Below are 14,452 nucleotides of genomic sequence, written 5' to 3' on the forward strand. Positions count from 1 at the left end.
TAGACAGCTCGACGACGTCCTTCCCGGCCCTCCCCCGGTGGCGGCCCTGCCCACCGTCACACCGACGCCGTTGCCGACGAAGGAACCGACCCCGACGCCGACCCCCGTCCCCGAACCGCGCGTGACCGCCGTCGGTGACTCGGTCATGGTCGGCGCCGCGCCGGCGTTGCAGGAGCAGATCCCCAACCTGAGCATCGACGCGGAGATCGGTATGGCTCCCACCGCCGCTATCGCGGCGCTCCAGGCCCATCAGGCTGACGGCAGCCTGGGCGACGTCGTCGTCGTGCACATGGGCAACAACGGGCTCTTCACCGCCGAAGAGTTCGAGCAGATAATGCAGGTGATCGGGCCCGAGCGCCGGGCGATCTTCGTCAACCTCAAGGTCCCGCGTCCGTGGGAAGAGGTCAACAACGCCACGATCGCCGACGGCGTTGCCCGCCACCCGAACGCGGTCCTGGTCGACTGGCACGCCGCCAGCATCGACCACCCGGAGTTCTTCTGGGGCGACGGCATCCACCTGCGCCCCGAAGGCGCTCAGCGCTTCGCCGAACTGATCCGCGCGCAGATCGTTCCGCCGTCCACGCCGTCGGCCGGAGGCTAGCGCCGACGCTACCGCTCCCGAGACCGGGGGTCGAGCGAATCGCGCAGCCCGTCGCCGATCAGATTGATTGCCAACACGGTGAGGAAGAGGAAGGTGCCCGGGAACACGGCAATCCACCAGGCCGTGCGAATGTAGCCCTGTCCCTCGCTCACCATGTTGCCCCAGGTCGCCGTTCCGGCTGGCACACCGGCGCCGAGGAAGGACAGTGACGCCTCCGCCAGGATCGCGAAGGCGACGATGAAGGTGCACTGGACGATGAGCGGCGACAGCGAGTTCAGGAAGATGTAGCGGAGCAGGATGGTGCGATCGCGCAGGCCGATGCAGCGCGCGGACTCCACATACAATTGGCGCTTGTTGACCAGCGTCGTGCTGCGCACCACCCGACTCACGTTGGGCGTGAAGACCACCACCAACGCCACGATGACGTTCCGCGTCGACGCGCCGAAGGCGGCCATGATCGCGATGGCGAGCAGGATGCTCGGGAAGGCATCCATCCCGTCCATCACCCGCATGAGCGGTGTGTCGAGCCGCGGGTAGAAACCGGCGGCCAGCCCAATGAGCGAGCCGAGGACGGCTGTCCCCACCATCACGGTGAGGCCGACCAACAGCGAGATGCGTGCGCCGTAGACCGTTCGACTGAAGATGTCCCGCCCGAGCGTGTCGGTTCCGAACCAGTAGCCCGACGATGGGCCGACGAGTCGATCCGCCGGGTTGACGAACGTCGGTCCGTACGGCGCCACAACCGGGGCCAGCACGGCGAGGATCACGACGACCGCCAGGAAGCACAGGCTCCCCAGCGCGGCCGGGTTCGTCAGGAGCAGCCGCAGCCAGTAGTAGCGGGACGCCGGCGTGATGGCCGCGAGACCAAAGCGTCTCCGCCTGGACGCCTGCGCGCTGACGACCTCGTCTCCGGTCTCAGTCAGCGCCATACCGCACCCTCGGATCAACGTACACGTACAACACATCGACCAGCAGCATCACGATCACCTGGATCATCGCGATGACCATGACCGTCCCCTGGATCACCGGAAAGTCGCGGCGGGCCACACTCTCCACCACCAGACGGCCCATGCCAGGAAGGTTGAACACGGTCTCGACCACCACCGACCCACCGAGCAGGTTGGCGAGCGAGACCCCCAAGACGGTCATGGCCGGAATTGCGGCGTTCCGCAGGGCGTGGAGGAGCACCACGGTTTTCTGCGACAACCCCTTGGCGAAGGCAGTGCGGATGTAGTCCTCCCGCAGGACGTCGAGCATGGTCGAGCGGACCATACGCGCCAGGAGTCCTGCCGTGGAAAAGCCAAGCGCCAGCGCCGGCAGGATCATGCTCTTGACGTGTCGAATCGGATCCTCGCCGATATCGACGTAGCCCCCGGACGGGAGCCACCGCAGAATCACCGCGAAGAGCAGGATGAGCAGGATGCCGAAGAAGAAGGTGGGTATCGCCGCGCCGCTGATCGAGACCACCATCAGCGCCCGGTCCACCCAGGAGTTGCGCCGCACGGCCGCGATCACGCCGGCCGGCACGGCAATCAGGATCGCCAGCGTCAGCGAGTACAGCGTAAGTAAGCCGGTCGGCTGAACGCGGTCGAGGAGTGCCTCGGTGACCGGCTGCCGCAGGAAGATCGAATCACCGAGATCGAGGCGCACCACCCCGCCGAACCATCGGAAGAACTGGATGTGGATCGGGTCGTTGAGGCCGAGGCGTTCACGCATATCCGCGATCTGTTCGGTCGTCGCGTCCTCGCCGGCGATGATCGCCGCCGGATCTCCCGGGGTGAGGTGGATCAGCGAGAACACAAGCACGCCGACGATCAGCAGCACGGGAACCAAGAGAGATAGTCGGCGTAGGATGTAAGCCGTCATCTACAGTCTCCGTCGCGCCCAGCCGAGCCCGATCTCCCCGACCCGGCGGTGTCCGCGCCGAACCGACCCGGCACGGCTCGGCGCGGTGAACCGGTCACGGTAGGGCTGATCGCGCGGCCGCGCGTCGCCTGACTCGCGCTGCCGGCCTACCGCGCCTCCGACCGCTCCGCCTACTCCTCGAGCCAGGCATTGACGAACTCCGGCTCAAGCTGGAAGAGCGTCGTTTCCGGGCCGAAGTTCTTCAGCTTCGCCGACTTCGCCATAATCCCGTAGTTGTTCTGCTGCTTGATGGCCCCGACCTCCTCATAGAAGAGCCGCTGGAGCTCCTCAAACGCCTCGTAGCGCTTCTCGAACTCGGTCTCCGTCAGCAGCCGCTCGAACGCCGCTTCTTTCTCGGGTGAGCACCACCAGCCGGAATAATCACAGGAGGCGAGGAAGGGAAGCTGCGTCGGGTCGGTCCGCAGGATGAACGCGCCATTCCAGACATCCCAGCCCTCGGGTTGGCTCCGGGTGGTGAAGAGCGTTGCCTCGTCGAGGACGATCAACTCCACCGAGAAGCCGGCCTCCTCCAACTGCTGTTTGCACACGACGGCCGAGTTGTAGTCGCCCAGGTCGTCCTGCGTCGTGAGCCAGCGGATCGGGGTCCCGTCGTAGCCCGCCTCCTGGAGGAGCTGGCGGGCCTTTACCGGATTCGCCTGGTTGTAGAGCTCGGCTCCAGCGTCGGAGTCCCAGACGGTGATCGGCAGCATGATGCCCGGCCCGAGCTCGAAGAAGCCTTCCCCGTGGGAGGCCAGCCCCTGCTCCCGGATCGAGAGCGCCGCCTGCACCGCTCGGCGGATGGTCAGATTGCTCATCGGTCCCTGTGCGTGGTTCAACCCGATGAAGCCATAGCTCCGGACGGGCAGGATTTCCACCACCACGTTCGGGTCGTTCCGCAGCATCTCGATCTCGTCGGCAACGATCTCCTCCAGGTAGTGGTAGTCGCCGGCCTGAAGGCCCGCCACGCGCGCGGCGTCGTCGGTCACCGGGATGAACTCCAGTTCGTCGATGTAGGCCGCCTTGCTGCCGGCATAGCCGCTGGGCTCGCCCGTGGGGCCGACGTAGTCGTCGAAGCGTGCGAGCAGGAAGTACCGATCGGGGCGGAACTCCACGAACTTGTACGGTCCCGTCCCGATGTATTCGGAAACGAAGTCGTCGCCGGCGGCCTCCACGACGCTCTTCGGGTAGATGTAGGCACCCTGGCCGCCGCGGGCCAGAAGCTGTGGCACGATGCCCATCGGGCGCGACAGTCTGAACCGGATCGTATACTTGTCGACCTCTTCCAGCTCCTCGGTCGCGCCCATGAGCAGCTCGCCGAGCGGGCTGAGGCGTCCCCAGCGCTCCAACGTGGCGATCACGTCCGCCGCGGTCAGCTCCTGGCCGTTGTGGAACAGCACCCCCTGACGCAGCGTGATCGTGTGCGTCAGGCTGTCGTCGCTCGCCTCATAGGTCGACGCCAGCAGCGGCATGACGGCGTACTCGCGGTCCCACGTGAACAAGGTCTCAAAGACGTGGGACATGGCCATTAAGACCCCACGCCCGGTCGTCTGATGGATATCGAGCGACGGGGGCTGGGCGATCAACGCAACCCGCAGCCGGCCACCGCGCCGCGGCTCGCCCTCATCTGTTGACCCGGTGGACCCGGTGGACCCGGTAGAACCACTCGTCGTCTGACCAGGGGGCGTGGTGGCCCCAGCCGGCGACGTCGACTCGGTGGCGTCGGCCGGCGCTTCCTCCGCTGCTCCGCCACCGCAAGCAGCGAGGAGGCTACCCGCCAACGGGACACCGGCGCCCAGGACCGCCGCGCGCTTGAGCAGGCCACGGCGGCTGAGGCGCGCGTTGAGCGGAGAGACCAGCTCCCGATCGGCCGAATGCTCGTGAGCCATGGCGTGATCTCCTCCTCTCACCTCGACGCTCCTGCCTGTTCGCTCCATCTGTGGCAGCGCTAGGCATGGGCACCACGATGGCGGGCCGCCATCTCCTCGTCGATGCCGCGAGGCCACGTCCGGCGCAGCGGGTCGCGGACGGTGACCGACAGCTCACCGACACGTTCGATCGACATCTGCACCGCATCCCCATCCTGGAGGGCACCGAGGCCCTGGTGGTTCGTGCCGCACAAGATGACGTCCCCGGGAACGAGCGTCATGTACGAACTCGCGAACGCCAGGATCTCGACGACGGAGTACTCCATGTCTCGGGTCGAGTAGTCCTGACGCAGCTCACCGCTGACCGATAGCTGGACCCTGAGGGCCTGGGGATCGGGCACCTCGTCGGTCGTCACAACGGCAGGACCGAGCGGAGTGAAGGTGTCGAACGACTTGCCCATGCGGCTCGGAGGCATCCGCCCCAGCCCGCGGGCTGAGACGTCGATCGCGCAGCTATAGCCCGCGAGCGCCGCCAGGGCGCGCTCATCCGCCGGGAGATCCTTCGCCCGCGCGCCGATGATGAGCGCGAGCTCGGCCTCGTGGTGGAAGATCGTGGCCTGGTGCGGGGGGAGCACGACCGTCCCGCCCGGGCCGATGACCGAGTCGGGGCTCTCCAAGAACAGATCCTGAGGCTGGCGCTCGCGGTTCGCGCCCTCGCGATAGTTGGCAAAGGCGGCAATCAGCTTCGGTGGGCGGGGGACGGGCGCCTGCAATGGAGGGACCGGCTCCGGCTGGCTCGAAGCCGCCAGTTCCTCGACCTGCGCGCGTCGCTCCGCCAGGGTGGCGATCACGCGCGGCATCCGGTCCGCGGCCGTCCGGTAGCGGATGTCGGCGAACGCGGCGGAGACATCGACGAAGCCGCCGTCCCGCAGGACGCCTATCCGATCATCCCTGCTCAGCACCAGTCGCATACGCTCGCCCCTTCCTACTGGGACGGCCGCAGGCCCGCCGCGCGCACCCGCTCTGCCGTCTGGCGGTCGATGCCCCGGGGCCACACCCGTCGCTGCTCATCGCGAACATGCAGCGTGAACGCGCCGATCCCGCTAATCGCGGTCACCACTTCGTCCCCGTCCTGCATGGCACCGAGCCCTTGATGGTTCGTCCCGCAGCAGATCACATCCCCCGGGTGAAGCGTTGTCACCGCGGAGATGGCGGTCATCAGCTCGGCAATCGGGCGCTCCATGTCGCTGGTCCAGTAGTCCTGGCGCCGTTCCCCATTCACCTCCACCGTGATGTGCAGGGCGTAGGGGTCCGCAATCTCATCCGCCGTGACGATCCACGGCCCGAAGGCGGCGAAGGTGTCAAACGACTTGCCGAGGAAACTGTTGATCCCCGAGCGGCCCAGCCCGCGGGCGGACACGTCGTTGAACACCGTGTAGCCGAAGACCGCGTCCATCGCCTCGTCCGCCGAGAGGCTCTTCGCCTCGCGGCCGACGATGACCGCGATCTCGGCCTCGTGGTGGAAGATGGTGGCGGGGTGCGGCGGGAGGACAACCGTGTCGCCGGGTCCCACGATCCCTTCAGGCGACTTGAAAAAGAAGTCGAGAATCTGCGGCGGGCGATCGGTGCCCTCACGGTAGTTGCCGATCAGGCAGACGATCTTCGACGGGCGCACCACCGGCGACCGAAGCCGGACCCCCTCCAGGGGGACGCCGCCCCCGGTTGCGACTCGGTGTGACAGGGTGTCCCGCAGCTCCGGGAAGTGGGTAATAAGGTCCGGCAGCAGGTCCTCAGGACCGAGCGGATCGTACGGTTGCAGGAGATCGCCGATATCGACGAAGGTATTGTCAACCGCGATGACACCGATCCGACTGCCATCAGCCATTGCGATGCGCATGGCGCCTCCTCACACGCACGCGGCGCCTATTCACGTAGCAGGAATCCTTGACTGGGATACGCCTATCTTCACTTGAACTCGCGCACATGTCAATAATCACTTACATGAAAAACGTGTCATCTACGCACGTCAATTCGGGCCGCCGCTCGTCGCGGCCTCCCAGGATGCGCGCGGGCGATGCTATACTTGGCCGGATACTGTGAAGTACGACGCGCGGGGGATAGCTGTCAGGATATTCGCGCGTCTTTCGGGAGTTGACGCATGACGATCGAGAACCTGGAAGCCACCGTCACGGGGATGCTTGAGCGCCTCGACCGGATCGGGGTGCGTCTTTGACTTGCCTGCCAAGCAGCGCGAGATTGAAGAACTGGAAGCTCGCTCCGCCGACCCCGAGTTTTGGAACGACGGCGCAGGCGCACAGCGCGTGATGCGCCGCCTCGGCGCGCTCCGGAATCAGGTGGAAACCTGGACGGAACTCCACCAGCAGGCCGCCGACTTGCGTGAACTCATCGACCTGGCTGAAGCAGACGACGACCTCCGCGACGAGATCGCGGCCGAGGCCAAGCGTGTCCTTCGTGGGGTCGAAGAGCTGGAGTTGAACCTCCTGCTCAGCGGCCCGTACGACGACCACGACGCCATCATGGCGATCCACGCCGGAACCGGCGGCGTCGACGCCCAGGACTGGGCGGAGATGCTCATGCGCATGTACCTGCGCTGGGCCAGCAACCGGGGGTTCCAAACCCAGGTGCTCGATGTCACCGAGGGGGAAGAGGCCGGGATCAAGAGCGCGACCATCGAGATCCGGGGCCCGTATGCCTACGGCTACGCCAAGGGTGAGGCCGGGACCCACCGGCTGGTGCGGCTTTCGCCGTTCGACCAGGCCCACCGGCGACACACCGCCTTCGCCCTGGTCGAGGTCCTGCCCCAGGTCGAGGACAACACCGAGGTGGTCATCCGCGAGGACGAGATCCGGATCGACACCTACCGCTCCTCCGGGGCCGGCGGTCAACACGTCAACAAGACCGACTCGGCGGTGCGGATCACCCACCTGCCGACCGGCATCGTGGTCACCTGTCAGAACGAGCGGTCCCAGATCCAGAACCGCGAGACGGCGATGAAGATCCTGCGCGCCAGGCTGACCGAGCTCGCCATCCGCAAGCGCGAGGAGGAGCAGGCTAAGCTCAAGGGCGAGCACGTCGCCGTCGGCTGGGGCAACCGGATCCGCTCTTACGTGCTCCAGCCCTACACCATGGTGACCGACCACCGGACCGAGTACAGCACCAGCAACGTCCAGGCCGTGTTGGAGGGGGAGATCGATCCCTTCATCGAGGCCTACCTCCACCAGCAAGTCGGTGCTGCCGATGAGCAGTAGCACGCGCGCTCGGCTCAGTCTCGCGCTGATCCTGGCGCTCGTGGCCCTCGCGGCGTCGGCCCGCTTCAGCACGGCCGGCGCCGCGACGCTCAGCGTGCACCTGAGCGAAGCGATCCCGGACTTCCCGAACGGGATCACCTTCCGCCTGCAAGCCGATGTCTCGGAGCCGGTCACCCGCGTCGAGCTGCGCTACTACCCCGACGGCGTGCCGGTCATCAACGTCGCCAGACCCCAGACCCGCCCGGGAACCCACGTGGACGTGACGCACACCGTGGACCTGCTGCTGGACTACCTGCCACCCGGCATCGATGTGCGGTACTACTGGCAGCTCACGCTGGCAAGCGGCGAGGCGCTCAGGACGCCCGAGCAGCGCCTTTTCTACATGGACGAGCAGCACGACTGGAAGACGGTCCAGCGCGGCGTCGTCACCCTCTATTACTACGCCGGCAACCAGAGCTTCGCCCAGCAGGCGCTCGACACCACCGTCCGGGCCATCGAACGGTTCGACGACGCCTTCGGCGTCACCACCGACCGCCCCATCCGCGTCGTCATGTACGCCAGCGACCGCGACTTTCGCGCGGCGCTCCCGGCCGGCAGCGACGACTGGGTCGGCGGCTTCGCCGAGCCTGACCTCGGCCTGATCGTGGTCGCCATCCAGCCCGGCGACACCGGCGAGGTCGCCCGGATGTTGAGCCACGAGGTCGTCCATGTCGTCATGGCCGAGGCGACGGCCAATCCCTACAACGCGCCGCCGCCCTGGCTCAACGAGGGCTTGGCGAGCTATTACCAGGAGGTGCCGGACGACCGCTTCACCCCGGTCCTCCAGCGCGCGATCCGAGACGGGCGGCTCGACACCGTCCGCGCCCTCAACTCCGCCTTCCCGGCGGACCCGGCGGCCGCCATCCTCGCCTATGCCGAGAGCGAGAGCATCGCGCGCTTCATCATCGAGGAGAAGGGGACGCAGGCGATGGCCGACCTCATCAACGTCTTCCGCGACGGTGTCTCCTACGACGAGGCTGTCCAGCGCGCGCTCGGCATCAGCCTCGACCAGCTCGACCAGGAGTGGAAAGCCTGGCTCGGCTACGCGGGTGACGCCTGATCCGGCGCGGCCCGGTCATTCCATACTGAACTAACGTGCGACTTCCGCACGCTCGTCGCGATCCCGGACCGGCACCACGACCGTCCCGGCGGCCAGATCGTGCAGCGCCTGCCGGCGCGGGGTGCGGACCACCGCCACCAGCGTGAGCGCGAGCACTGCGTACGCGAGCAGGAAACCGAGGCGGAAGTCACCCCGCGTCCAATCCAGCGCGCCGGTCTCCGGGTCGATGAAGAGCGGCGTCGGCAGCGCCACGGTCAGGTGCGCGATGTCCCAGGGCAGCAACTTCACCGCCGTGCGGAGAAGCGCCCGCCCCCACCCCACGCGCTGCCCGGCCACCGTGACAACCTGCAACCCCAGGAGCCGCTTGCCGACCGTCGCCTGCCATCGCGATCCTTCGCAGAGCGTGAAGTAGCACCAGATGGGCAGCGAGATGGTGAGGAAGATATACCCTTCGAATGGCGGGCCCGATGTCATCCACAGCGGGCCAAGCCGGCTGCGCAGCGGGGTGAGTGCAGTCTGGATCCCAACGAACGCCCCGTAGGCAAGCGCGATGTCGATCGCGTAGGCGACGCCCCGCCGGAGCACGATTCGGGCAGGCAGCGCGGTGGGCACGGTAACGGCCATGAGCTCTCCTTCTCTTACGGTCTGGCCCGGCCACGTGGGGTGCGTCCGGGCCGGTCAGGCACGGCGTGGACCCGGCTGCGGCGCTGATACCGCCAGGTCGCCACGCCGAAGAGGATCCCGCCGAGCAGCCACCACGGATCCCAGAGCGCGAGATGCCAGCGGGCGGCTGTCGGGCCGAGCCCAGCCGGGATGTCGATGACCCCGGCCACCATCAGCGCATGCTGCGCCAGGCTCGCGGCGCCCTCATAGACGGCCATCACCGCGACCGCGCCCCACCCGGCCACCAGCAGCAGCCAGCGCGGGAGGTGCCGGCCCCACGGGCGCACCAGGGCCAGACCCAGCAGCGCCGCGGCGACCTTCAGCCCGCCGGTGATCCACATGGCCGCGACCCACAGCGGCTCCCGTGCCAGCACGTGCTCGGCGATGGCCGGACCGATCGTCTCCGCGCCCGCGGTCCCGCCTGCCGCGTGGTAGAAGCTCTGCGCCGAAAAGATGAGCGCCCAGGCAGACGCTGCGTAGCCGGCACGATCCAACCAGGACCGAGACGTTCGTGGCGGCGATAGCGCCATTGTCAGCTCATTCCCCTGCCTCATCTATGAGGCCGATCAACCCACCTTGCGATCACGGCAAACATACGGGCCGGGTCTAGCCTACGGCGCCAGCGCGCCCGGGGGCAAGCGACCCCCGCGTGCGGCACCACCGCACCCCTTCCCGAGCGGCCGGGAACCTTGACACAAGTAGTATCAACTGGTATCCTACGCTGAGTTGGCACTCGTCGATTAGGAGTGCTAACCGAGGTGAATGGTGCAGCCAGAACTGAGTCAACGGCAGCGGACGATTCTCAAGCTCATCGTGCAGGAGTACATCCGCACGGGGCGCGCGGTGGGCTCCAAGAGCCTGATCGAGCGCTACGACCTGGGGATTAGCCCTGCCACCGTGCGCAGCGAGATGGGTGAGCTTGAGGAACAGGAATACCTGGCGCACCCCCACACCTCGGCGGGCCGCGTGCCGACGGACCGCGGCTACCGCTACTACGTCGAGTACCTGCTCGATGATGCACGGTTGCCGATCCCCGAGCAGATCACGATCAGCCACCAGTTCCGCCAGGTGGAGGCTCAGATCGAGAGCTGGGCCAAGCTGGCCGCGGTGGTGCTCGCCGACATGAGCGGCAACCTGTCGCTGGTGACGCCCCCGCGCAGCAGCGTGGAGCGCATGCGCCACTTCGAGTTGATTAGCCTGCGCGGGCGAGTCGTCCTCCTGGTCGCCGTCACCCAGACCGGTATGGTGCGGGAGGTCATCCTCCAGCTCCAGGACGAGGTCAGCCAGGAGGAGCTGAGCGCCCTCAGCCAGCGACTCAACCCCGAGATCCGCGATCTGACCCATGAGCAGATCCGGCGACTCGCCCCGGGTGCAAGTGGCTTGGCCTCGTTCATCCTCGAGCAACTGGCCGACCTGTTGCGCCTGACCGAGCAGGAGGCGCAAACCGAAGTCTTCGCCGAGGGGCTTGATTACGTGCTGCAGCAGCCGGAGATCGAGGGTGGGCCGATCGCCCAGCGTCTCCTCGAACTCCTGCGGGGCGGCGCCATCCTGTCCCTGCTGCTGCCTCAACTGCAACCCGGCGACGACGTCCAGGTCATCATCGGGAAGGAGCACCGGGCGGCCGACCTCCACCCCTTCGCGGTCGTCGCCGCGAGCTACGGGGCGAGAAACCAGGTGGCGGGGCTTCTCGGGGTTGTCGGACCGACGCGCATGCCGTACGGGCGCTCAATCTCGATCGTGCGCTACATCGCGCAGGTGATGACCAACCTGCTGCGAGACATCTACGACGAAGCGGAAGACGAAGACTAAGTCGCGCGACGTGGAGGGTCGCTGAACGATATGGACGAGCGACAGGATGCAACCCCCGCGCCGGACGAGACGACCTCGACCGGCGAGGCCCAGGCAGAAGCACCACCGACCGAAGAAACCAGCGTGCAGGAGCTCCAGGAGCTCCTCGAACAGGAGCGCGCGCGAGCCGCGGAGTACCTGGAGCAGGCACAGCGCGCACGCGCCGAGCTCATCAACTTCCGGCGGCGCACCGAGCAGGAGGTCCAGGAGATCCGCAAGCACGCCGGTGAGCAGTTGATTGCTCGCCTGCTCCCAGTGCTGGACGACTTCAACCGCGCGATGGAGTCGGTGCCCGCCGAGCACCGCGACGACCCGTGGATTCAGGGGATTCTGCTGATCGAGCGCAAGCTCTGGTCGATCCTCGAGGCAGAAGGCGTGCGCCCGATCGAATCGGTGGGCAAGCCGTTCGACCCGGCGCTGCACGAGGCGGTGACCGTCGAAGAGGGCGTTGAGTCGGCCGACACCGTGGTCCAGGAGTTCCAACGCGGCTATCTGCTGCACGACCGCGTCCTACGCCCCGCGATCGTGAAGGTCGGGCAGGCGACCGGAGGAGATGGGCGGGTCCCCACGGATGGGTAACGCGGGTCGCGCGGACGTTCGAGTGTGACGGAGGACTGCAGCATGGGACGAACAATCGGTATCGATCTCGGCACCACGAACTCGGTCATGGCGGTCATCGAGGGTGGCGAGCCGAGGGTCATCCCCAACGCTGAAGGGGAGAACATCACCCCGTCGGTCGTGGCCATCACCTCCAGCGGTGAGCGCCTCGTCGGGCGCTTCGCCAAGCGCCAGGCCGTGACCAACCCGAAGAACACCATTTTCTCGGTCAAGCGCTTCATGGGTCGCCGCTACGACGACCCGACGGTGCAGCGGGATCTCAAGCTCGTGCCGTATGAGATCCGGCGCGCCCAGAACGGCGGCGTCGAGATCAAGATGGGCGACCGCTGGTACAGCCCGCCGGAGATCTCGGCGATGATCCTGCAGAAGCTCAAGGCCGACGCCGAGGCCTACCTGGGTGAAACCGTCGACAAGGCCGTGATCACCGTCCCGGCCTACTTCGACGACAGCCAGCGCAACGCCACCAAGGACGCCGGCCGGATCGCCGGGCTGGACGTGCTGCGGATCATCAACGAGCCGACCGCCTCGTCGCTGGCCTACGGCCTCGACAAGAAGAACGACGAGAAGATCGCCGTCTACGACCTGGGTGGCGGCACCTACGACATCTCGATCCTCGACCTCTCCGAGGGTGTCTTCCAGGTGCTGGCCACCAACGGCGATACCCACCTCGGCGGTGACGACTTCGACCAGCGCATCATCGACTGGCTGGCCGATGAGTTTAAGCGGCAGGAGGGCATCGACCTCCGCGGCGACCGGATGGCGCTGCAGCGGCTCAAGGAAGCGGCCGAGAAGGCCAAGATCGAGCTGTCGAGCACGCAGCAGACGGAGATCACCCTGCCGTTCATCACCGCCGACGCGAGCGGGCCGAAGCACCTCAACATCACCCTGACCCGCTCCAAGCTGGAGCAGCTCGTCGCCGACCTGATCGACCGCACCGTCGAGCCGATGGAGGCCGCGCTCAAGGACGCCGGCCTGACCAAGGACCAGATCGACGAGGTGCTGCTGGTCGGCGGCCAGACGCGCATGCCTGCCGTGCAGCGCAAGGTAGCCGAGTTCTTCGGCAAGGAGCCGCACAAGGGCCTCAACCCGGACGAGGTGGTCGCCATCGGCGCGGCGATCCAGGCCGGTGTGCTGGGCGGCGAGGTGAAGGACGTCCTGCTCCTCGACGTTACCCCGCTCACCCTCTCGATTGAGACGCTGGGTGGCGTCGCTACGCCGCTGATCGAGCGCAACACGACCATCCCGACCCGGAAGAGCCAGATCTTCAGCACCGCGTCGGACAACCAGACGCAGGTCGAGATCCACGTCGTGCAGGGCGAGCGGCCGATGGCCGCCGACAACAAGAGCCTCGGCCGGTTCATCCTCGACGGCATCCCGCCGGCACCGCGCGGCGTGCCGAAGATCGAGGTGACCTTCGACATCGACGCCAACGGGATCCTGAACGTCACGGCACGTGACCAGGCGACTGGCCGCGAGCAGAAGATCACCATCACCGCCTCCAGCGGGCTCACTGAGGACGAGATCCAGCGGATGATCCGCGAGGCGGAGCAGCACGCGGCCGAGGACAAGAAGCGCCGCGAGGCGATTGAGTTCCGCAACCAGGCCGAGGCGATGTCCTACCAGGCCGAGCGGACGCTCAACGACTACGGCGACAAGATCCCGGCGGAGCTCAAGGCCGAGCTGGAGCAGAAGATCGGGGTCGTGCGGGACATCCTGGAGAACGACCGGGAGAACATCGAGCGACTCCGGACCGCCTACGAGGACATGACGCAGACGCTCTCGCGCGTCGGCACCACCATGTACGAGCAGGCGGGTGCCACCGGCACCGGCCCCGACGGCGGCGACACCGGCCAGCAGGCGGGTGCCGAGGAGGAAGCCACCGTCGAAGGCGAGTTCCGCGAGGTCCACAACGAGGAGTAAATCCCCGCGGCCAAGGCAGCACGCCGCACGAGCCGGAGCGTCGCGCTCCGGCTCGTGTCGTCTGGTGCGGACGCCGCGCTCCTGGTTGCGTCCTGTCAACATGAACCCCCTCTCCCCTGGTGGGAGAGGGGGTCAGGGAGCGAGGGGCTCGTGACACTCATACGATTCAGTCTTGCTCCGACGCGGCGGTGAGCAGCTCCAGGTTCGCCAGTGGGACACGGCGTTGGGTGCCGGTGGCCAACTCGACCTCCACGACCTCCTGGGCACCGAACGGCCTGCGTTCGAGCAGCACGCCGCTGCGGCAGGTCACGACCGTTCCGAGGTGTGACGGGTCAACCAGCCGCGCCACCACACCGTCGGCCGGCTCGATGCGTTGGATGCTCGCGTCGTCCTCGACCGTGGTCACCGTGAAGTAGAGCTCCGGCGGTGCCTCGGCTGCGGCCCCGTCACGCGGTACCAGCACGCTGGCGACCTGGCCTTCTCGTCGCGCCAGGAAGTCGAAGATCGGCCCCGCCATCGGCCAGCGGCCGAAGCCTTCGGTAACGAACACAGTCACGGGTGCGCGCTCGGCGCTTGCCGCCAGCGCCCGGCCCTCACTGAGCGCCCGCCACAATGCCGCGGGCGGCGCCCCCTCCGCCGGGGCGAGTACGCGCCGCACCTCGGC

At 67.3% G+C, this 14,452-nt stretch carries 13 protein-coding genes and 1 pseudogene; 6 read left to right on the plus strand and 8 right to left on the minus strand.

What is annotated here, in order from left to right:
- Positions 1-601: pseudogene (locus IRZ30_RS10375) on the plus strand (acetyltransferase); the annotation flags it as partial.
- An 8-nt stretch (positions 602-609) separates the two neighbouring features.
- On the opposite strand, the gene IRZ30_RS10380 reads toward IRZ30_RS10375, so the two are convergent.
- The 5 genes from IRZ30_RS10380 to IRZ30_RS10400 all read right to left on the minus strand — a co-directional run bounded on the left by IRZ30_RS10380 (position 610) and on the right by IRZ30_RS10400 (position 6,268).
- Positions 610-1,530, minus strand: coding sequence for an ABC transporter permease (locus tag IRZ30_RS10380; protein ID WP_294084975.1), 921 nt, complete (start codon positions 1,528-1,530; stop codon positions 610-612).
- Positions 1,517-2,467 (minus strand): ABC transporter permease, encoded by a 951-nt coding sequence (locus IRZ30_RS10385; RefSeq protein WP_294084976.1) that lies wholly within the window; start codon positions 2,465-2,467, stop codon positions 1,517-1,519. Before IRZ30_RS10385 ends, IRZ30_RS10380 begins: the two co-directional genes overlap by 14 nt.
- Before the next feature lie 170 nt (positions 2,468-2,637).
- Positions 2,638-4,392, minus strand: a complete 1,755-nt coding sequence (locus tag IRZ30_RS10390) for an ABC transporter substrate-binding protein (RefSeq protein WP_294084978.1) — start codon at positions 4,390-4,392, stop codon at positions 2,638-2,640.
- Positions 4,393-4,451: 59 nt separating this feature from the next.
- Positions 4,452-5,342, minus strand: a complete 891-nt coding sequence (locus IRZ30_RS10395; RefSeq protein ID WP_294084981.1) for a fumarylacetoacetate hydrolase family protein — start codon at positions 5,340-5,342, stop codon at positions 4,452-4,454.
- 14 nt (positions 5,343-5,356) lie between these two features.
- A complete protein-coding gene (locus tag IRZ30_RS10400; RefSeq protein ID WP_294084983.1) occupies positions 5,357-6,268 on the minus strand; it encodes a fumarylacetoacetate hydrolase family protein in 912 nt (303 codons plus the stop codon).
- A gap of 261 nt (positions 6,269-6,529) precedes the next feature.
- On the opposite strand from IRZ30_RS10400, the gene prfB reads away from it, so the two are divergent.
- Both prfB and IRZ30_RS10410 read left to right on the plus strand, forming a co-directional pair.
- Positions 6,530-7,640 (plus strand): peptide chain release factor 2 gene (gene prfB / locus IRZ30_RS10405; RefSeq protein WP_294084986.1). Its coding sequence is split into 2 segments (ribosomal slippage): positions 6,530-6,601 and positions 6,603-7,640, totalling 1,110 coding nucleotides; the frame shifts between segments, so codons are not numbered across the junction.
- A complete protein-coding gene (locus IRZ30_RS10410; protein ID WP_294084988.1) occupies positions 7,630-8,739 on the plus strand; it encodes a peptidase MA family metallohydrolase in 1,110 nt (369 codons plus the stop codon). The genes prfB and IRZ30_RS10410 overlap by 11 nt, the downstream gene beginning before the upstream one ends.
- A gap of 30 nt (positions 8,740-8,769) precedes the next feature.
- Here the strand turns inward: IRZ30_RS10410 and IRZ30_RS10415 are convergent, their stop codons facing one another.
- Entirely contained in the window at positions 8,770-9,363 is a 594-nt protein-coding gene (locus IRZ30_RS10415; protein ID WP_294084989.1) for an RDD family protein, read from the minus strand.
- A gap of 14 nt (positions 9,364-9,377) precedes the next feature.
- Entirely contained in the window at positions 9,378-9,932 is a 555-nt protein-coding gene (locus IRZ30_RS10420) for a DUF3995 domain-containing protein (protein ID WP_294084990.1), read from the minus strand.
- 232 nt (positions 9,933-10,164) lie between these two features.
- Here IRZ30_RS10420 and hrcA point away from each other — a divergent pair, with 232 nt between their 5' ends.
- Genes hrcA through dnaK form a run of 3 tightly spaced genes read left to right on the plus strand, consistent with a single transcriptional unit; the run spans position 10,165 to position 13,788 of the window.
- On the plus strand, positions 10,165-11,211 hold the full coding sequence (gene hrcA / locus IRZ30_RS10425) for a heat-inducible transcriptional repressor HrcA (protein ID WP_294084991.1): 1,047 nt from the start codon (positions 10,165-10,167) through the stop codon (positions 11,209-11,211).
- Between the two features lie 30 nt (positions 11,212-11,241).
- Positions 11,242-11,829: a nucleotide exchange factor GrpE gene (locus IRZ30_RS10430; protein ID WP_294084992.1), complete on the plus strand. Its 588-nt coding sequence runs from the start codon at positions 11,242-11,244 to the stop codon at positions 11,827-11,829.
- 42 nt (positions 11,830-11,871) lie between these two features.
- Entirely contained in the window at positions 11,872-13,788 is a 1,917-nt protein-coding gene (dnaK, locus tag IRZ30_RS10435; protein WP_294084993.1) for a molecular chaperone DnaK, read from the plus strand.
- Between the two features lie 166 nt (positions 13,789-13,954).
- Here dnaK and IRZ30_RS10440 read toward each other — a convergent pair.
- A partial coding sequence (locus IRZ30_RS10440) for a hypothetical protein (protein WP_294084994.1) occupies positions 13,955-14,452 on the minus strand: 498 nt, incomplete at its 5' end.

It is taken from the genome of Sphaerobacter sp. (assembly GCF_019683595.1).
Taxonomy (GTDB): Bacteria; Chloroflexota; Chloroflexia; order Thermomicrobiales; family Thermomicrobiaceae; genus Sphaerobacter.

Excerpts from the sequence above, each read along its gene's own strand:
- IRZ30_RS10380 (WP_294084975.1), bottom strand. The coding sequence starts at position 1,530 with ATGGCGCTGACTGAGACCGGAGACGAGGTCGTCAGCGCGCAGGCGTCC.
- IRZ30_RS10385 (WP_294084976.1), bottom strand. The coding sequence starts at position 2,467 with ATGACGGCTTACATCCTACGCCGACTATCTCTCTTGGTTCCCGTGCTG.
- IRZ30_RS10390 (WP_294084978.1), bottom strand. The coding sequence starts at position 4,392 with ATGGCTCACGAGCATTCGGCCGATCGGGAGCTGGTCTCTCCGCTCAAC.
- IRZ30_RS10395 (WP_294084981.1), bottom strand. The coding sequence starts at position 5,342 with ATGCGACTGGTGCTGAGCAGGGATGATCGGATAGGCGTCCTGCGGGAC.
- IRZ30_RS10400 (WP_294084983.1), bottom strand. The coding sequence starts at position 6,268 with ATGCGCATCGCAATGGCTGATGGCAGTCGGATCGGTGTCATCGCGGTT.
- IRZ30_RS10410 (WP_294084988.1), top strand. The coding sequence starts at position 7,630 with ATGAGCAGTAGCACGCGCGCTCGGCTCAGTCTCGCGCTGATCCTGGCG.
- IRZ30_RS10415 (WP_294084989.1), bottom strand. The coding sequence starts at position 9,363 with ATGGCCGTTACCGTGCCCACCGCGCTGCCTGCCCGAATCGTGCTCCGG.
- IRZ30_RS10420 (WP_294084990.1), bottom strand. The coding sequence starts at position 9,932 with ATGGCGCTATCGCCGCCACGAACGTCTCGGTCCTGGTTGGATCGTGCC.
- hrcA (WP_294084991.1), top strand. The coding sequence starts at position 10,165 with ATGGTGCAGCCAGAACTGAGTCAACGGCAGCGGACGATTCTCAAGCTC.
- IRZ30_RS10430 (WP_294084992.1), top strand. The coding sequence starts at position 11,242 with ATGGACGAGCGACAGGATGCAACCCCCGCGCCGGACGAGACGACCTCG.
- dnaK (WP_294084993.1), top strand. The coding sequence starts at position 11,872 with ATGGGACGAACAATCGGTATCGATCTCGGCACCACGAACTCGGTCATG.